This is a genomic window from Mucilaginibacter sp. P2_D11, from assembly GCF_056404435.1.
This window is the reverse complement of the sequence record NZ_JBFUEA010000006.1, coordinates 133,271-150,112: the sequence shown is the minus strand read 5'-3', so window position 1 is coordinate 150,112 and position 16,842 is coordinate 133,271. Positions and strand designations below refer to the sequence as shown.

19 protein-coding genes and 1 pseudogene are annotated in these 16,842 nt (G+C 45.4%); 5 read left to right on the top strand and 15 right to left on the bottom strand.

The annotated features are described in order from the left end of the window. Positions 1-63: 63 nt before the first annotated feature. Positions 64-618 (bottom strand): GNAT family N-acetyltransferase, encoded by a 555-nt coding sequence (locus AC1DXC_RS10985; protein ID WP_477459200.1) that lies wholly within the window; start codon positions 616-618, stop codon positions 64-66. 98 nt (positions 619-716) lie between these two features. On the opposite strand from AC1DXC_RS10985, the gene AC1DXC_RS10980 reads away from it, so the two are divergent. Then, complete coding sequence (locus AC1DXC_RS10980) at positions 717-1,229, top strand: hypothetical protein (RefSeq protein WP_477459199.1); 513 nt, start codon at positions 717-719, stop codon at positions 1,227-1,229. A gap of 169 nt (positions 1,230-1,398) precedes the next feature. Here the strand turns inward: AC1DXC_RS10980 and AC1DXC_RS10975 are convergent, their stop codons facing one another. From AC1DXC_RS10975 to AC1DXC_RS10940, 8 genes are all read right to left on the bottom strand, one after another. Continuing rightward, entirely contained in the window at positions 1,399-1,590 is a 192-nt protein-coding gene (locus AC1DXC_RS10975; RefSeq protein ID WP_477459198.1) for a hypothetical protein, read from the bottom strand. Between the two features lie 59 nt (positions 1,591-1,649). Further along, positions 1,650-1,841, bottom strand: a complete 192-nt coding sequence (locus tag AC1DXC_RS10970; RefSeq protein WP_477459197.1) for a hypothetical protein — start codon at positions 1,839-1,841, stop codon at positions 1,650-1,652. A 46-nt stretch (positions 1,842-1,887) separates the two neighbouring features. Further along, entirely contained in the window at positions 1,888-2,079 is a 192-nt protein-coding gene (locus AC1DXC_RS10965; protein ID WP_477459196.1) for a hypothetical protein, read from the bottom strand. 59 nt (positions 2,080-2,138) lie between these two features. Next, positions 2,139-2,330, bottom strand: coding sequence for a hypothetical protein (locus AC1DXC_RS10960; protein ID WP_477459195.1), 192 nt, complete (start codon positions 2,328-2,330; stop codon positions 2,139-2,141). Between the two features lie 59 nt (positions 2,331-2,389). Further along, positions 2,390-2,581, bottom strand: a complete 192-nt coding sequence (locus AC1DXC_RS10955; protein WP_477459194.1) for a hypothetical protein — start codon at positions 2,579-2,581, stop codon at positions 2,390-2,392. A 61-nt stretch (positions 2,582-2,642) separates the two neighbouring features. Then, positions 2,643-2,831 (bottom strand): hypothetical protein, encoded by a 189-nt coding sequence (locus tag AC1DXC_RS10950; protein WP_477459193.1) that lies wholly within the window; start codon positions 2,829-2,831, stop codon positions 2,643-2,645. Between the two features lie 80 nt (positions 2,832-2,911). Beyond that, positions 2,912-3,055, bottom strand: a complete 144-nt coding sequence (locus tag AC1DXC_RS10945; protein WP_477459192.1) for a hypothetical protein — start codon at positions 3,053-3,055, stop codon at positions 2,912-2,914. A 21-nt stretch (positions 3,056-3,076) separates the two neighbouring features. Continuing rightward, complete coding sequence (locus AC1DXC_RS10940; RefSeq protein WP_477459191.1) at positions 3,077-3,217, bottom strand: hypothetical protein; 141 nt, start codon at positions 3,215-3,217, stop codon at positions 3,077-3,079. A 330-nt stretch (positions 3,218-3,547) separates the two neighbouring features. On the opposite strand from AC1DXC_RS10940, the gene AC1DXC_RS10935 reads away from it, so the two are divergent. Continuing rightward, the gene (locus AC1DXC_RS10935; RefSeq protein ID WP_477459190.1) at positions 3,548-4,987 is read left to right on the top strand and encodes a tetratricopeptide repeat protein; all 1,440 of its coding nucleotides are present in this window, start codon (positions 3,548-3,550) and stop codon (positions 4,985-4,987) included. Positions 4,988-4,997: 10 nt separating this feature from the next. On the opposite strand, the gene AC1DXC_RS10930 is transcribed toward AC1DXC_RS10935, so the two are convergent. The 4 genes from AC1DXC_RS10930 to AC1DXC_RS10915 all read right to left on the bottom strand — a co-directional run bounded on the left by AC1DXC_RS10930 (position 4,998) and on the right by AC1DXC_RS10915 (position 10,790). Beyond that, positions 4,998-5,291, bottom strand: coding sequence for a hypothetical protein (locus AC1DXC_RS10930; RefSeq protein WP_477459189.1), 294 nt, complete (start codon positions 5,289-5,291; stop codon positions 4,998-5,000). A gap of 208 nt (positions 5,292-5,499) precedes the next feature. Further along, a complete protein-coding gene (locus AC1DXC_RS10925; RefSeq protein WP_477459188.1) occupies positions 5,500-5,871 on the bottom strand; it encodes a helix-turn-helix domain-containing protein in 372 nt (123 codons plus the stop codon). Between the two features lie 156 nt (positions 5,872-6,027). Further along, positions 6,028-8,322 (bottom strand): ATP-dependent helicase, encoded by a 2,295-nt coding sequence (locus tag AC1DXC_RS10920; protein WP_477459187.1) that lies wholly within the window; start codon positions 8,320-8,322, stop codon positions 6,028-6,030. Between the two features lie 281 nt (positions 8,323-8,603). Further along, complete coding sequence (locus tag AC1DXC_RS10915) at positions 8,604-10,790, bottom strand: TonB-dependent receptor (RefSeq protein WP_477459186.1); 2,187 nt, start codon at positions 10,788-10,790, stop codon at positions 8,604-8,606. Between the two features lie 158 nt (positions 10,791-10,948). Between AC1DXC_RS10915 and AC1DXC_RS10910 the strand changes: the two genes are divergently transcribed. Further along, on the top strand, positions 10,949-11,173 hold the full coding sequence (locus tag AC1DXC_RS10910; RefSeq protein ID WP_477459185.1) for a hypothetical protein: 225 nt from the start codon (positions 10,949-10,951) through the stop codon (positions 11,171-11,173). Positions 11,174-11,438: 265 nt separating this feature from the next. Here AC1DXC_RS10910 and AC1DXC_RS10905 read toward each other — a convergent pair whose 3' ends face one another. Beyond that, positions 11,439-11,834: a hypothetical protein gene (locus AC1DXC_RS10905; protein ID WP_477459184.1), complete on the bottom strand. Its 396-nt coding sequence runs from the start codon at positions 11,832-11,834 to the stop codon at positions 11,439-11,441. A gap of 122 nt (positions 11,835-11,956) precedes the next feature. Here AC1DXC_RS10905 and AC1DXC_RS10900 point away from each other — a divergent pair, with 122 nt between their 5' ends. After that, a complete protein-coding gene (locus AC1DXC_RS10900) occupies positions 11,957-13,429 on the top strand; it encodes a phytoene desaturase family protein (protein WP_477459183.1) in 1,473 nt (490 codons plus the stop codon). A gap of 313 nt (positions 13,430-13,742) precedes the next feature. Here AC1DXC_RS10900 and AC1DXC_RS10895 read toward each other — a convergent pair. Next, positions 13,743-14,664: pseudogene (locus AC1DXC_RS10895) on the bottom strand (Rpn family recombination-promoting nuclease/putative transposase). Positions 14,665-14,689: 25 nt separating this feature from the next. Between AC1DXC_RS10895 and AC1DXC_RS10890 the strand changes: the two are divergent. Further along, complete coding sequence (locus AC1DXC_RS10890) at positions 14,690-16,807, top strand: thioredoxin domain-containing protein (RefSeq protein WP_477459182.1); 2,118 nt, start codon at positions 14,690-14,692, stop codon at positions 16,805-16,807. Positions 16,808-16,842: the final 35 nt, after the last annotated feature.

The window sequence follows — 16,842 nt, the reverse complement described above, 5'->3', positions numbered from 1 at the left end:
GTTATTGGTTAAAGCAGGCAAGTTATGTAATAATAATTAACTAACAAATTTTATGCAGATTTGTTATTTTTTGTTGGTAATTAAGCTATAAATGGCCGAATCGAGGAAGCGGCCTTCACTAAAATAATTCTCTCTGAAGTAGGCCTCGCGCACAAAACCGCAACGTTCCAGCGTACTGATTGATGCCCGGTTTGAGGGGTTTACGTTTGCTTCTATGGAATGCATGTGCATTACTTCGAAAGCATATTTAATTGCCTCATTCATAGCTTCCTGCATTATCCCCTTGCCCTGGTAGGCGGGGCTAAGCATATAGCCAATTTCGGCCCGGTGGTTTTCTTTATCCAGCCGCCAAAAGCATATGTTGCCTATCGGGAGGGGCTCGCCATTAAGGCATATACCCCACATAATGCCGTCGTTTTTTTCGTGCTGCGTTTGTACCACTTTTATCCAATCTGTCACCTCTTCAGTGGTTTTTGCAGGCGGCCGGTCGATATATTTCATCACTTCGGGACTGCTTCGCAGCGCAAAAAAGGCTTCGGTATCTTCAAAATTTATGGCGCGCAGTGTTAAGCGCGGGGTTTGCAGTACCGGGAAAGGGTGCAGGTTTACCTGGAGCATAGGCGTGTTTGAGATGGATAAATATAACTGATAATAGCTTTTGAAAGCATAATCCGAATAAAAATCTAACCATTTGCCGCTATAATTGTTGTATAATTATGCAAACACTGATGAACAACATGAAACCCTATATTTTGATAGTTGCCCTGGCGCTGGCATCATGCACGGGTAATAACAACAAAACCGCAGATACGCTAAAAACCGATAGTGGTAAAGCCGATAGCGCGAACGCTAAACTGAAAGCACCGGCTCAAAATATGGAATATTGCTTTTTGCATACCGATGGCATGAATGCGGAAGACACAACGGCTGTACATTTAGTCATAAACGGCGGTAAAGTAACCGGCGACATGTATTGGCTGCCAAAAGAAAAGGATAGGCGAAAAGGTACCCTTACCGGCACTGCAGATGGGAATATTATAAAAGTACAATGGCATTATATGCAGGAGGGGCAAACTGATTCAGTTGCGGTGGAGTTTAAGCTGTCGTCGCAACAGCTTGCGCAGAAATCTTCGATGCTAGATGCTAAAACCGGCCGCGAAGTTGTAGACCCGAAAGCCGATTATATCACCATATATAATATGGATACCTGCGGAAAGTTTAAAAAGTAAAGCTGTTTAGGGCAACACGGCTTTGCCCGGTTTACTTATACTGATTGAATGCGCCATGCTTGTGGTGCATTTTTTATTTTAGCCCGTTTTGTGGGGTATTGCTGTTGCCGGTAACTACCGCAACAGGTATTGCTTGCGATGGATACAAAACAGGGCGGGAGTGTTATAATTAGTCGGCCTGACCGATGTCTTTTTTAGTATCTGCTTGTCCGATATCTTTCTTGGTGTCTGCCTGGCCGATGTCTTTTTTGGTTGATGGCTTGGTAGTAGTGGTATCGCGTTTTACAGGTGCTATAGTGGTGAATGCCGAAACTACGCCTGTGGTTAATATAAGTACTGCTGCTATGATTGCTTTTTTCACGATTGCTTTTTGTTAGGGGTTATTATGCGCTGCTTTTATTTGTGGGTAGAAGTATATAATTAGTCGGCCTGGCCAATGTCTTTTTTAGTATCTGCTTGTCCGATATCTTTCTTGGTGTCTGCCTGGCCGATATCTTTTTTAGTTGATGGCTTGGTGGTAGTGGTATCGCGTTTTACAGGTGCAATGGTGGTAAATGCTGAAACTACACCTGTCGTTAATATAAGTGCTGCTGCTATGATTGCTTTTTTCATGATTGGGGTTATTATGCTCTGCTTTGTTTGTGGATAGATGATTTAATTAGTCTGCCTGGCCAATGTCTTTTTTGGTATCTGCTTGTCCGATATCTTTCTTGGTATCTGCCTGGCCAATATCTTTCTTAGTTGAAGGCTTGGTAGTAATGGTATCGCGTTTTACAGGTGCTATAGTGGTGAAGGCTGAAACGATGCCTGTGGTTAATATAAGTGCTGCTGCTATGATTACTTTTTTCATGATTGTTATTGTTTTGGGGTTTTGTATGTTATTGTGAGATTTTTTGTTGTATGATTTAATTAGTCTGCCTGACCGATGTCTTTTTTGGTATCTGCTTGTCCGATATCTTTCTTGGTGTCTGCCTGGCCGATATCTTTCTTAGTTGAAGGCTTGGTAGTAGTTGTATCGCGTTTTACAGGTGCTATAGTGGTGAATGCCGAAACGATGCCTGTGGTTAATATGAGTGCTGCTGCTATGATTACTTTTTTCATGATTGCTTTTGTTTTGGGGTTTTGTATGTTATTGTGAGATTTTTTGTTGTATGATTTAATTAGTCGGCCTGGCCAATGTCTTTTTTGGTATCTGCTTGTCCGATATCTTTCTTGGTATCCGCCTGGCCGATATCTTTCTTAGTTGAAGGCTTGGTAGTAGTGGTATCGCGTTTTGCAGGTGCCATAGTGGTGAATGCCGAAACGATGCCTGTGGTTAATATAAGTGCTGCTGCTATGATTACTTTTTTCATGGTGGTTATTAATTAGGGGTGTTGTGTTTTTATGTGAGATTTTATTGCTTTCGATGTCAAATTAATCGGCCTGGCCAATGTCTTTTTTAGTATCTGCTTGTCCGATATCTTTCTTGGTATCTGCCTGGCCGATATCTTTTTTGGTTGATGGCTTGGTGGTAGTGGTATCGCGTTTTGCAGGTACGATGGTGAATGCCGAAACGATGCCGGTTGTTAAGATTAATGCTGCTGCGATGATGGTCTTTTTCATGTTATTTGTTGTTAGGGGTAATTTTTTAAAAGTGTTTTTATTTGTGGTATGTCTTTGGTGTTTCCTGGTTGATGTTTTAATTAATCGGCGGTGCCAATATCCTTGCGGAATGGTGTTGTGCTATGTTCAATGGCCGCTGCGGTTGGCTGCGGGTTTACCTCTTTTGTGCAAGAGAGCAGTATGCCGGTACCTGCGAATAATGCTGCGATAAATATCTTTCTCATATCAGGGGTTTTTAATGGTGATTAATCTGCAATGCCAATGTCTTTACGGAAGCCGATAGAGGGTTTCAGTATTACGCCGAGCGCGGTGCCGCTGCTTTTTGTAATGCAGGATGCCATTATGCCCGAAAGTAAAATCAACGCTGCCATGCAAATTTTTTTCATGTTGTTTAATAGTTTAAATTTTATTAAAAATTAATTCGCTTGCTGCATCTGTTATTAGCGATATTACGGGGCTTTTTGGGCTTTTGTAATCAATAGTTTATAATTTCAATCAGCAGAAAATGTATTTTTTTTGGCGCAAAAATAACGTAATAAATAGCTTATAACTTATTGTTATTCAGTTATTTAAACAACGCAAATATAAATATGTTTTTTAATTTTCGGGAAACTATTTCATTTTTTTTTATTCATTTTTTTTCTAAATTTAATACAAACATCCATACTTAGTATTTATTTTATAACTTTCACGGCATTTCAATGTATAGAGCCCCGATGACTAAAATTTATCCCCTGATAGTTCTGTTGTTTATTTGTTGTTCTGTTGGGGCCAATAATGTTTATGCAAATATTAACTCAAGGGATACATCTGAGGTAATCAAACTGAATAAACAGGCATTAGATAACCGTTATACCAGCCCCGAGCAAACCATAGAGGTAGCCAACAAAGCCCTGGCGCTTGCGCAGGAGTTGAATTATAACCGGGGGATAGGGGAGGCTTACAGGGTAATAGGCATAGGCAATTATTACCTTAACCAGGCCGGCAAAGCCATTGATAATTACCTTAAGGCACTTGATGTTTTCAAGGCCACTAACGACCTCCGCAACCAGGCTAAAGTGCTCAACAACATTGGTAACCTGTACCTGGACAATAATAAAGACAAGGCGCTGGAATACCTTAACCAGGCTTTGGGTATAGCCCAAAACATCAACGACCAATCGGTAAAAGCATCAATTATGATGAACATTGGCAACGTGTATTACCGCAACAAAAGCTATAACCAGGCCCTTACTTATTACGATAAAAGCAACGTGATGTTCTCTGACCTGGGCGACTCGATAAACCTGGTGCAGGTGCAGCAAAACAGGGGCGTTATCTACTACAACCTGCACGAATTTGATAAAGCCGAAACACTGCTGCTCGCAGCCAATAAAGCCGGCAAAGAGCTCGATCTGAACAAGCCGGTAGCCAGTACCAACCTTACCCTTGCAACGCTTTACATAGCGCAGGGAAAATTTGATGATGCCAGCCGCATGGTAACCGAAGGGCAGGCCTATGCCAAGGTGCTGAAAGATGAGAAGCTAACCAACGATTATAATTACATCATTTACCAGCTGGAATCGAAGCGTAAGAATTACGAAAAGGCGCTGTATTACCTGCAGTTGATCTTCAGGCAGGATAGCGTGATACACAGCTCTAACGAATCTACACAGATAACGATGTTGCAGGAGCAGTACAAGCAGGCGGCCACGCAGCGAGAGAAGGATGCCATTATACTGCAACAGCAAAACGATAGGATTAAATTTTGGGCCGTAACAATAGTTGCCGGCCTTTTGCTTGTAGTGATCGCTTTACTGGTAACCAACGTAAAACGCAAGGCAAATACCAACGCCAAACTAACCGAGCTGAACGGCGAGGTATCTAAGCAAAAAGATAACCTGAATAGGGTGAACCATCACCTGGAAGAAATCATTGATGAACGAACGAAGGATTTGCAGGTGAAGAATAGGAAATTATCAGAATACTCCTCTTACCTTTCGCACCAGATACGCGGGCCAATTGCCACCCTGCGCGGCCTCATGAACCTGGAGAAGGAAGGGTTGGTTGATGAGAAAGAATGCATCAAAATGATGGATAAATGCGTATCAGACATCGATCAGAAAATCATCGAAATGAGCGATATGCTGAACGACAGCGGCAAAACCGTTTATTAAATCCTTAACCTTAGCTTAGCGCTGGCCAGGTAGCGTGTATCTGCGCCTCCAACAAACCCAAATACAGGCAGTATATGGATATCATATGCAGAATAAGCAGTTGCTTGTGCCTGCGGTAGCCTTGTGTTTCAAAAGCCAGCGTTTCTTTGCCCGCGGTTACAAAAAAGCGTACCTCGCCTTTGCGCGGCTTAAACCTCGATTTCAGCAAGTCGAACGCCTTCACTTTCAACTTAGTCGCCGGATCGTGTATGATGCCGTTTTTTACTGCGTCATCATTGGCTATGGATATCATGTAGTTGCTCATATCGATCTTGTTTTATACCACATTGTATGCAGTATATTACTTAAAGCCATTGATATGCCAAACAGGGCCATAACGCATAAAAAAAACCAATGATTTCATCCAGTGTAATTCTGTTAAGTTTTACTCAAATTATTTACACAGTATGAAATTTGGGATTTGATCGTAAAAAGCCAACTGTTTTGTTTACTAAACAGTTGGCTAAACTTTATTACGAAACGTGATTTTTGTTCAGCAGTTCTTCGTACAGCAAAATTACTTTGCGCTGTAGGTTGGTTATTTCGGTTTCCCTATCCAGTAATTTCTTTTGGATGATGTTAAGGCTCACATCTTGCGTGCTGGGTTCTTCTACGTATTCAAGCGAAAGCAGGTTAACCACGCTTACCTCAAAAATGTTGGCTATCTGCTCAAGCCTCGATAAATTAATATCGGTAACGCCGGTTTCGATTTTAGAAAACGCAGGGATAGAAATGCCTAAACGGCTGGCAACGTCTTCCTGGCTCCAGCCGCGATCGTGGCGGAGCGTACGGATGTTTTTACCGGCCGATTTGTTGGTCTTCTTTTTGATAGTTTCGCTCATCATGTACATAAAAATTAATTAATGGGAAATAGGGTATTAATACCTATCCAAATGGAATGCCATTAATCAAAATGTGCTCCTATTGCGTTATATTAACACAACGTTAAACATACATGAAAAAACTGGGGAATTAGTTCCTCAACAAATGGGGTTAAATGGTTACTCTGCCCCGCCTATTATGCTCAGCTTGGCAAACTTGAGCAACAATTGCTTCTGCCCGATTTCCTTAAAGAAAATAGTTGCTTTAATATCCGGTTTATTGCCTTCCATGGTAAGCACCTTGCCAAAACCAAAGCGCTCGTGCTCTACCTGCATGCCTACTTGGAGGTTACTGGTATCAGATATTTTAAAATCTTTTGATACCACGTGCGCCTTGGCCAGTATAGATGTTGTTTTAACCGGCGGAGGTGTTGTGGCGGCTTTTGGCTTAGAAAAGGTATCGCCCTTGGTATCGGGCTTGCGGCTCCAGGCGTTGCGTTCATCATCAAAAAACGAGCTTTGCGCCGGCTTGGCCGAATAATCCAACTCCAGGTAACGCGCGTCTATCTCATCCAGAAAGCGGCTGGGCTCACAATTGATCAGCGTACCGAATTTAAAGCGCGAAGTAGCATAGCTGATGGTCAGCTTGCGCTCGGCACGGGTAACGGCCACGTAAAACAAGCGGCGCTCTTCCTCCAGATCGCTGCGCGAGTTGAGCGACATTTGCGAGGGGAACAGGTTCTCTTCCAACCCTACCACAAACACCTGCGGAAACTCCAAACCCTTGGAGGAGTGGATGGTCATGAGCGATACCGTATCGGCATCCTTGTTTTTATCCTTATCGTCGTTAGTTAACAGGGCAATATCCTGCATAAACACGTCGAGGCCTTTTTCTTCGATATCTTCCCTTTCAGAGAATTCCTTGATACCGTTCAACAACTCCTGTATGTTTTCGTAGCGGTTGAGGCCCTCTACCGATTTATCCTCGTAAAGGTCCTTCAACAGGCCCGAATGCTGGGCAATGTAAAGTGCAGCTTCGTAGGCGCTTTGGTTTTTGGCCAACACCTGGAAGCTCTGTATCATAGCCGCAAAGGACGATAGCGATGCGGGTGCTTTCTCGATGTAACGGTTGGGTTGCAGTATCACCTCGAAAGGGGTAATACTGTTCTTATCCGCCGCTACGATAATACGGTCAACAGTTGTGTCCCCAATACCGCGTTTCGGGTAATTGATAACGCGTTTAAGCGCTTCCTCATCGTTAGGATTAAAGGTGAGGCGGAAATAGGCGATAAGGTCCTTTATTTCTTTACGCTGATAGAAAGACAGGCCTCCGTATATCTTGTATGGGATATTCAGCTTGCGCAAAGCCTCCTCCATCGATCGGGATTGCGCATTGGTGCGGTACAGGATGGCAAAATCGTGCCATTTCATTCCCATGCTGCTACGGTCTTGCATAATGGCTTCGGCAACTGTTTTGCCCTCCTCGTTATCGCTGAAGGCGCGCATCACTTTTATCTTGTCGCCGGTTTCTTTTTCGGAGAAAACGTTTTTCTTCAACTGCTCTTTGTTGTTGGCAATGATGCTGTTAGCAACGTTTACGATATTTTGGGTAGAGCGGTAGTTCTGTTCCAGTTTGAACACTTTCAGATCCGGGTAATCCTTCTCAAAGTTGAGGATGTTCTGGATGTTTGCCCCGCGGAAAGCGTAGATACTCTGCGCATCATCGCCTACCACGCATATGTTCTCGTTTACGGCAGCAAGGCGCTTTACGATGAGGTACTGCGAAAAGTTGGTATCCTGGTACTCATCCACCATCAGGTATTTAAACTTGTGCTGGTATTTGTTCAGCACCTCGGGGTGCAGTTTTAAAAGTTCGTTTGTTTTAAACAACAGGTCGTCGAAATCCATGGCGCCGGCGCGATAGCAGCGTTGAACATAGGTTTGGTATATCACACCCAGTTTGCCACGGCCGCCGCTGTGATCGTCGGCCTGGATTTGGTCGTTCTGCTGGTATTCCTGCCAGCCAACCAGGTTGTTTTTTGCTGCAGAGATGCGGTTCAATACAAAATTTACGGCGTACAGCTTATCATCTAGGTTCATTTCTTTCAAAATTGCACGCAGAACGCTCTTGCTGTCGTCGGTATCGTAAATGGTGAAGTTGCTGGGATAGCCAATTTTATCGGCCTCCACGCGCAGCAATTTGGCAAACACCGAGTGGAAGGTGCCCATCCAGATGTTTTTGGCTTCGGGGCCGCAGATGTGGTTTATACGCTCGCGCATTTCGCGGGCGGCCTTGTTGGTAAAAGTAAGCACCAGTATGTTGAACGAATCTACCCCGCTGCGGATGAGGTGGGCAACCCGGTAAGTAATAACGCGTGTTTTGCCCGATCCTGCGCCGGCGATAATCATCACCGGGCCTTTAATTTGCAGTACGGCGGCCTTTTGTTCGGGGTTTAACCCAGCTAAATAATCCAAATCCTTTTCCTCTTTTCTTAAAAGGCGAAATTAAGGTTTTAGGCTGAAAGGGGAAGATAAAGGCGGGTAAAAAATGCTAACAGTATTGATACAGTTTGCAACGTTGGTTATTAACCGCAAAGAACGCAAAGGATTTTCAATGCGTTTATTCGCAAAGAACGCAAAGATTAAACAGGTAACGCCTTATAAAATTATACCTCACAAATCAGCTTTAAAGGCTTTGCGTTCTTTGCGGTTTTTCTTTTGCGTTCTTTGCGGTTAAATAACGATGAGCACCAGAATCACAACCGCACCTTAATCCCCCCATTCACCACAAAACCATCTAGCGGGGCGTATATATCCCTGAAAACGGGGTTAGTTATGCTGCCTGTGTAAATGGTATCGAATTTTGTTTGCCGGGTGTCCGTCAGGTTTTCAAAATTGATGAAGAGCGAAAAACGCTCCCATATCCGCTCGACCATTAGCCCGGTGGTCCAATAGCTTTTGCCGGTTTTGCCGTCGTTTAGCAATTGCGGACTAAAATAGTAAGCCTCCAAACCAATCTTCACTTTATCAGGGATTTCGTACAGCAAAACGTTATTTAGCCGATGTTTAGATACTAGCGGATAGGTGCTAATAGTGTTCCCGGTATGTTGCGTAACATGCGCAAAGGTATAACCCACAAAAAGCTTAAAGTTGTTGTAGGTGAGTTTGACGTTGGTTTCGGTGCCTTTGGTGTTGAGGTCGCCTGGCGGCTGCTGGTATTGCAGGTTGCCGTTTGGCAAAGCGGTAAGCAGTATTGGGTGCTCTACGCGGGTATAGAAGAACAACTGATTGATGCTGAAGCTTACCTTGTTATCAAATAAACCTGTACGGTAATTGATATCATAATTGGCACCGTAGGATCGCTCGGCGCGGGTGTTGGCCACATCAATGGGTAATACGTTACGGAATTGTATCCGCTCGGCATCTTCAGTGAAAACGTTGGGCGCCTTATAGCCCAGGCCGCCACCAAGCCGGGTAGAGACCTGCGGACTTATCTTCCACAAACCCGATACGCGCGGCAGGAAAAAGAAGCCGTATTTGTTGTGATGGTCGCCCCGAAGGCCTGATTCCAGGATGAATTTATCGCTGATATCCCAGGTGTTCTGCACGAATGCGCCGATGGTTTTATAGTTATAGCTGCGTAGGGCGAAGCTGCTGGTTTTGTGTTCGCTGAAGTCATCGCCCAGGTAATTGATGCCGGCCGCCCAATCGGTTTTGGCGCTTTTGTAGGTGTAATTGGCTTCACTGTACGTGGAAAGCTGTATGCCCTGGAAGGTATAATCGGGCAGGTTGATGGTGCGGTTAAAATAGCTTACGCTGTTTTTGAATTGCAGGGCTTCTTTGTCATTCAGCCTGGTATTAAGGGTGGCCTGTGTGCTGTGGCGGCTGGTTTTATTTTGCTCGAAGTAGGTATGCTGCGCATCGCCATTGCCTTTTATGTAATGCAAATCGCCGCCTATACGGTTTTCGATGGTGCTGTTGACGCCGACGCTGAGGTCGGTTTTATCATTGAGGTAGAGGAACAATTTTGGGTTGAGCGTAAAACGGTTGTATTTGGGGATAGCCGTGAGGTCGATATTCGACGGGTCATAAGGCGAGCCGTGGTTGTAGGCGGCGTAAATGGTAAGACCTGTTTTCCTGAACTTTTGGGCGTAAAAACCGCTTACATCTAAGCCTAAAGCAGACGTGCCGTTCAGCAGGATGCTGAGTTGCCTTTCTGTAGTTGGCACTTTTGAAACCAGGTTTACCAGGCCCGCAATAGCGCCGCCGCCATACAGGGTAGAGGAGGAGCCTTTAATTACTTCCACCTGCTTTAGGTCCAGCGGGGCAATTTGCAGCAGGCCTAATCCACCCGAAAATCCGGAGTATAACGGGAAGCCATCGCGGATAATTTGGGTGTATTTGCCATCCAGCCCTTGTATGCGTATGCTGGCATTGCCACTGGTGGCCGATGTTTGCTGGGTTTGTATGCCGGTACTTTCGGCCAGTATCATGCGGATGTCGCCGGGTTTCATATTGCCTTTTTCGTCTATCTCCTCCCCGGCAATTACCTCTACACGGGTGGGGATGCCGGCAATGGTGCGGCTGCTGCGGGTAGCGCCTACAACCACTTCTTCCAGTTCTTCGCCATCCCCCTTGCCCTCGGGCGCCAGGAGCATGAGCCTAGGTTCTGTTTGTGCAAGCGGGAAATCCAAAGTATCGGTAAGTGGTTGGTAACCTACATATCTGAATAGGATAACCTGCTTCCCGTTGGGGATATTGGTTATAGTAACCAGTCCGGCGGTATCTGACGATGCGCCCTTGCCGCTGCCCTGCAGCAACGCCGTAGCACCAATGAGTGGCAGGTTGGTTTTGGCATCTTTAATGGTGGCCCTGAATGTATTTTGCGAATAAGCTATAGCAGTATAAAGCAGTGCCGTTATCAGCACGATAAGTTTTTTCATTGAAATGAATAGTGTTAAATTAATACGATTTAGAAGGCCGCTAGCGGCTTATTGAATGGTATTAACTTAATTGAGGCGGTTGCCATATGGATTGCATAACCGGTTTTAGCGCAGGTTGTTGATAGGTCGAATTGTGCTCAACCACAATTTCGGTGGCTGTGCTGCCAGCATTAATAACGCGATTGGTAAGCGTAAAACCCGCGCAGGTACCGCAGGAGAAAAACGGTGAGCACCCTCCACAGTCCTTTTCCTGTTTTTGGCTCGCTGTTTCTTTTTTGGTGATAGACTTCGCGATGCAGTCGTCGGCGCAGCAGGGCCTTACCGAAAGGAGCAGCACATATACCGAAAAAAGGATGCAAAGGAATTTCACGGGGCAAATATAGGAGAACGATGGTACGATTAACCACAAGAGTACAAAGAATAAAAATAATGATGCTTCGAGAATCTTTTTTTAGTCCGTTTTTGTGGTTATTTAAACACAGAGAACACTAAGACTTGCGGAGCGTAGAGGCGCAGAGAGCACGAAGTTTTAAAAGTTTTTTTTCGCGCAAAGTCGCCAAGCCGCAAAAAAACCTTTGCGCCTTCGGGGCTTTGCGTGCAATATAAATTAGCTAAACGCTGCGTTCTTGGTCGTAAAATAACAAAGCGTTAAAGCTTCTTCTTTACCGCCATATAAATCACCCATCCAAAAGGCACAAGCCAAATGATATCGTTAAACACATTTACCCAGAAAAAGGCAGGGGTTAGTTTACCTAACACAATATAGTACACCGAACCGATTGGCCCCAGCAGTTTCCCTATCCAGCCCACTAAAATAAGCGGCCAGTAGGCGTTCGGGTCGCGGGAGGCGAAGTAGTAGGCGATGCCGTAAACCCCAACCAGCATCCCTACGCAGCGCAGGATAATCAGCAGGAAATCTGTAGGCGGGTTGCCGAATAGCAGTATCTGCGGGTAAGCCGAGATGACTAATCCCCAGAAAATATTATAAATGGCAGCCAAAAGCATAATGGCTTTGGCGTATTTGAGTTTTGTGGTGGCTTGCATCTGACAAGAGGTTTGGTGGTTAATTCTGCTACAAATTTAATGAAAATACTAAACTTTCAAATAATATTGAAAATTAAATTACATTTACGGAGTGGAGTTTTAGTTAAGCTAATCTTAAGCAAATGCACAAATACGATATAGCAATAATTGGAGGCGGTATTGCCGGCATGGCAACAGCAATGCGGCTGCAGGCTGCGGGGCGGTCTACCCTGATATTAGAATCGCACGGGCAGCCGGGTGGATGTGCCGGGTATTTCTCAAAAAAGGGTTTCAGTTTCGATGTGGGTGCAACTACCCTGGTGGATTTTGGCCCTGATGGAGTAGGAGGCGAATTTTTTAAAAGCGTTGGCTTGTCAATGCCGCCATCGGAGGTCCTCGATTATCGGCTGTGGCTGCCCGACAAATCAATATACCTTCCCTGCGACAAGGATAAATGGCACCGCGAGCGGGCCGAAAAGCTGGGCAACACGCCGGCACACCGCGCTTTCTGGGCCTTGATGGATAAGTTGGCCAATGTGTTCTGGAAGGCCAGCCGCGCCGGTATTAAACTTCCGCTGCAAAATTTAAGGGATGGTTATAACGCGGTGAAGGCTATCGGTATAAGCAATTTACCCCTGGCCCGGTTTGCAAACTGCACCATGATGGATGTTTTAAGAAAGTACAAACTGGATGATGATATCGAATTGAAAGCCGTTTTAAGCATGCTGGTAGAAGATACGGTGAACACCACTTTAGATGAGGCCCCGGTAATAAATGCTGCCTTGGGCATAACTATCCGTGGTGCCGGATTGCGGAGAGCAACAGGTGGCATGAAAGGTTTTTGGCAACATTTAACCGCCCGGTATAAAACGCTGGGTGGCGTATTGATGGTTGGGCAACGGGTTGAAAAGCTTGAACGCGCTGATGATGAATTCAGGGTTATTACCCGTAAAGGTACTTTTATTGCCCGGCAGGTAGTGAGTGCCATACCCGCCGAAAATACGATGAAGATTGCGCCCATGGATATACAAACAGCGCTGGGCCGCTATGTAAAGCGCGACAAGCCCCGATACGAAAGCGCCCTGGTCATGTTTTTAGGCGTGCCCGAAACCGAGGTAGCCTGCCCGGAGCTTAGGCACCATCAATTATTTCACGATTACGATTTGCCTTTGGGCGATGGCAATAATATGTTCATTTCGGTTTCAGCGCCCGGCGATGAGGCAAGTGCCCCCACAGGATACCGGTCGGTAATGATATCCACGCATTGCAAACTGGGCGGTTGGCAAAATCTTACCGAAGAAGCTTATCAACTCAAGAAAAGCGAAATCGGGGACCATCTTTTAAATTTAGCGAGGCGCGTTTACCCGGAGCTTGGCAGAAATGCGGTGGTTTACGAAGTAGGCACTCCACGCAGTTACGAAAAATATACCGGGCGGATAAACGGCACAGTAGGCGGAGTGAGGCAAAATTTAAGCAATTCGAACTTTAAGGCCATGCCTCATGATATCGGTATTGAAAATTTCAGGATGGTGGGCGATACTACCTGGCCGGGCTTGGGGACTGTGGCCTGCATCCTCGGGAGTAGGATAGTGGCAGAGCAGCTTTTGAAGGGTTGATAGATGTAGTTTGATGTTCAGTGAGAGAAGTTATAGTTTTTCTACTTCTTCGATAGATAACTTTGTGAATTGAGCTATTTTAGATGTCGAAAGCCCCTCCATTTTCAACCTGCCGGCAATTTCAAGAGCAGCTTTACACTTACCTATCTTAACACCTTTTTCAAATGCATCGTTATACGCATCCTTATAAGCTTTTTTAACGCGTCGTTAAAGGCATCATTATACACATCGGATGCCTGAGAAACGGCATAGTCAAGTACAGCCTGATTATCCCATTTCCGTTTCAACTTTGCATCCCACATCATTTTTAAATTTATAGTTTTTCTATTTCCTCAATGGAGAGTTTGGTGGTTTTTGCTATGAACTCCACGGATAAGCCTTCTTTTTTAAGCTCACGGGCAGTCTCGACAATACCAAGGTGTCTACCTTCCGCTTTAGCTGTCGAAACCGCATACTCCAACACGTTTTGGTTATCCCATTTATATTTTAAGCTGCTATCGTACATGTCTTTTTCCTCCTTTGTAAGATTTGTATATTCTGCAATGCTGAATAGTTTTTCGAAAATGGGTTTGCGTAAATAAACCGGAATTTTGTCCATCCGGCTCATGTTTTTTAAAACATAAAGCCATTTGTCAAGGTCGCTCATCAAATCAGCCTCGCCTTTAGCAAATTATTCGTGAAGTTAATGTATTTTAATTGTACTCATGAGGGCTTCGCCGTTTACTCAATTCAATATAAGTATAACCCAATTTATCGTAAAATATTTCGCCTGTTTCGCGGTTGCATAGGCAAATATCGTGCAGGTAAGCATTGGCGGGGCTTCCCTCTAAACTAAAGTTCTCCAAAAGTGCCACTAAGTAAATTTCATCAATATTATATCTCCAGGTATTTCGCTTACCTTTTGGTGCCTGTCCACTTATCAGGCGCGACGTGTAAAACAAAGCCCTCTCTTTAAAATATCCTTGCTTAGCACGTTGCACTTCAATTAAAAAACGCTCGCCTTTGTCGCCCGTACAAAGCAAATCGAACACCGCACCTCCTTCATCCTTTGTATCGCCGAGATGCTCGGTTTTGTTATACGTTAGGTCAATAATATATTTACGCCCGCGGAACACCACGTTTAAAAAGGCAATCAGCAGGTCTTTGTTAGGCTCACTGCCAAATATCTTCTTAAAAGCAAAGTCAACTAATGGGTCGATATATCTTCCGGGCACTGGCGGCTTAGTTTCGGGCATATTCAAATATAATGCTTTGTCAGCCATGTCCAAATTGCCTTTCGTTTTTGATTTGCACATTGTAAAAACAATTAACACTTTAGCCGTTTATTCTGAAAACATCCTCCTCATGAATCGCCTTGCCAACTCCACTTCCCCATATTTATTACAGCACGCCAACAACCCCGTTAACTGGTACCCATGGGGGCCGGAGGCTTTGCATAAGGCCAAAGAAGAGAACAAGCTGATACTGGTTAGCATCGGCTACTCCGCATGCCACTGGTGCCACGTAATGGAGCATGAGAGTTTTGAGGACGATGCCGTTGCTGCGGTAATGAACGAGTATTTCGTGTGTATTAAAGTCGACCGGGAGGAACGGCCCGACGTTGACCAGATATATATGAGCGCCGTACAATTGATGAGCGGCAGGGGAGGCTGGCCGCTCAACTGCATCTGCCTGCCCGACCAACGCCCAATCTACGGCGGTACCTATTTCCGCAAGAATGATTGGACGAGCTTGCTCTTCAACCTGGCCGATTTCTACAAAACAAAGCCCCAGGAGGCCGAAGAATACGCCGTAAGGCTTACCGATGGCATCAAGCAATACGAATCGGTAGCATTCGTTCACGAGCAGCCCGAATATACCAAAGCCGATTTGGCACCCATCCTCAAAAACTGGAAGCGCTATATTGATGAAGAAGAAGGCGGCCTCGGCGGCGCGCCAAAATTCCCGATGCCTAACAACTGGCTGTTCCTGATACGTTACGCCCACCTGATGCAGGATGAGCAGATTGCCCAAGTGGCAAAACTCACGTTAAAAAAAATGGCTTACGGCGGCATTTATGACCACATAGGTGGCGGCTTTGCCCGCTATGCGGTGGATGGTGTTTGGCATGTGCCCCATTTCGAGAAGATGCTGTATGATAACGGACAGCTCCTCAGCCTTTACGCTGAAGCCTATACCTGGAACTCCGACCCGCTTTGTAAAACCATCGCCGATGAAATTATCAGTTTCGTAGAACGCGAGCTAACCTCGCCCGAATATGGTTTCTATTCGGCGCTCGATGCCGATAGCGAGGGCAAGGAAGGCAAATACTATATTTTCACCAAGGCCGAGCTTGTAGAAATATTAGGCGATGAAACCGAAATCTTCTGCATTTATTATCACGCTACCGATGCCGGTAATTGGGAAGAAGAGCATTCCAACGTATTCTTCCGCAGGGAAGATGATGAGGCGTTGGCGGCTACTCTGGGCCTGTCGGTGGATGAGTTGCGAAGCCGTATAGACCTCGCCCGCCAAAAGGTTTTTGATGCGAGGGATAAGCGCATCAGGCCGGGGCTTGATAATAAAATATTAGCCTCGTGGAACGGGTTGATGCTGAAAGGCCTTTGCGATGCCTACCGCGCCTTTGACGAGCCGGCATACCTTGACCTCGCCCTGCGGAATGCAGAATTCCTGAGCAACAACATGCTATCGGGCGATAAACTGCTACGGATATTCAAAGAACCCGTGCTGCTGCCCAACGGCGACCATGAGCCGATAGCCACCTTTTTGGATGATTACGCCAACATCGTTGATGCCTTTATCGCCCTGTACGAATCAACTTTCGACGAGCAATGGCTCCTTCGCGCCAAGGGCATCACCGATTACGCTATCCTGCATTATTACGATGAGCCCAGCGGCATGTTCTTTTACACCGCCGACGATGACGAGCACCTCATAGCCCGCAAATACGAGATGATGGATGGCGTGATACCGGCTTCCAACTCAGTTATGGCGCGCAACCTTAAAAAGCTTGGGCTGTTCTTCGATGAAGAAACCTATCATGCAATATCGGCACAAATGCTGCGCAACATCGTTCCGCATCTGGCTAAATACAGCACCGGTTACAGCAACTGGACGGCCCTTTTGCTTGATGAGCTATTCGGCACTTATGAGGTGGCCATTACCGGCGATGATGCCGATGCGCTGCGTAAAGAGATGGAACAAAACTACATCCCCAATAAAATAATGTTGGGCGGTAAAAAAGGAACATTACCTTTGCTGGCAGATAAGCCGGGAGATATGAGCCGGATTTATGTTTGCCGGGATAAAACCTGCAGCCTGCCGGTTGATAATACGGCGGATGCTTTAAAACAAATAAATAAAGATTCCATTATATAAATAAACAGCAAGCGAAACCATTGCCTTAAACAACA

Bases quoted from the DNA above. Each gene is read 5' to 3' on its own strand.
- AC1DXC_RS10985 (WP_477459200.1), bottom strand. From the start codon at position 618: ATGCTCCAGGTAAACCTGCACCCTTTCCCGGTACTGCAAACCCCGCGC.
- AC1DXC_RS10980 (WP_477459199.1), top strand. From the start codon at position 717: ATGCAAACACTGATGAACAACATGAAACCCTATATTTTGATAGTTGCC.
- AC1DXC_RS10970 (WP_477459197.1), bottom strand. From the start codon at position 1,841: ATGAAAAAAGCAATCATAGCAGCAGCACTTATATTAACGACAGGTGTA.
- AC1DXC_RS10965 (WP_477459196.1), bottom strand. From the start codon at position 2,079: ATGAAAAAAGTAATCATAGCAGCAGCACTTATATTAACCACAGGCATC.
- AC1DXC_RS10960 (WP_477459195.1), bottom strand. From the start codon at position 2,330: ATGAAAAAAGTAATCATAGCAGCAGCACTCATATTAACCACAGGCATC.
- AC1DXC_RS10955 (WP_477459194.1), bottom strand. From the start codon at position 2,581: ATGAAAAAAGTAATCATAGCAGCAGCACTTATATTAACCACAGGCATC.
- AC1DXC_RS10950 (WP_477459193.1), bottom strand. From the start codon at position 2,831: ATGAAAAAGACCATCATCGCAGCAGCATTAATCTTAACAACCGGCATC.
- AC1DXC_RS10945 (WP_477459192.1), bottom strand. From the start codon at position 3,055: ATGAGAAAGATATTTATCGCAGCATTATTCGCAGGTACCGGCATACTG.
- AC1DXC_RS10940 (WP_477459191.1), bottom strand. From the start codon at position 3,217: ATGAAAAAAATTTGCATGGCAGCGTTGATTTTACTTTCGGGCATAATG.
- AC1DXC_RS10935 (WP_477459190.1), top strand. From the start codon at position 3,548: ATGACTAAAATTTATCCCCTGATAGTTCTGTTGTTTATTTGTTGTTCT.
- AC1DXC_RS10930 (WP_477459189.1), bottom strand. From the start codon at position 5,291: ATGAGCAACTACATGATATCCATAGCCAATGATGACGCAGTAAAAAAC.
- AC1DXC_RS10925 (WP_477459188.1), bottom strand. From the start codon at position 5,871: ATGATGAGCGAAACTATCAAAAAGAAGACCAACAAATCGGCCGGTAAA.
- AC1DXC_RS10915 (WP_477459186.1), bottom strand. From the start codon at position 10,790: ATGAAAAAACTTATCGTGCTGATAACGGCACTGCTTTATACTGCTATA.
- AC1DXC_RS10905 (WP_477459184.1), bottom strand. From the start codon at position 11,834: ATGCAAGCCACCACAAAACTCAAATACGCCAAAGCCATTATGCTTTTG.
- AC1DXC_RS10900 (WP_477459183.1), top strand. From the start codon at position 11,957: ATGCACAAATACGATATAGCAATAATTGGAGGCGGTATTGCCGGCATG.
- AC1DXC_RS10890 (WP_477459182.1), top strand. From the start codon at position 14,690: ATGTCCAAATTGCCTTTCGTTTTTGATTTGCACATTGTAAAAACAATT.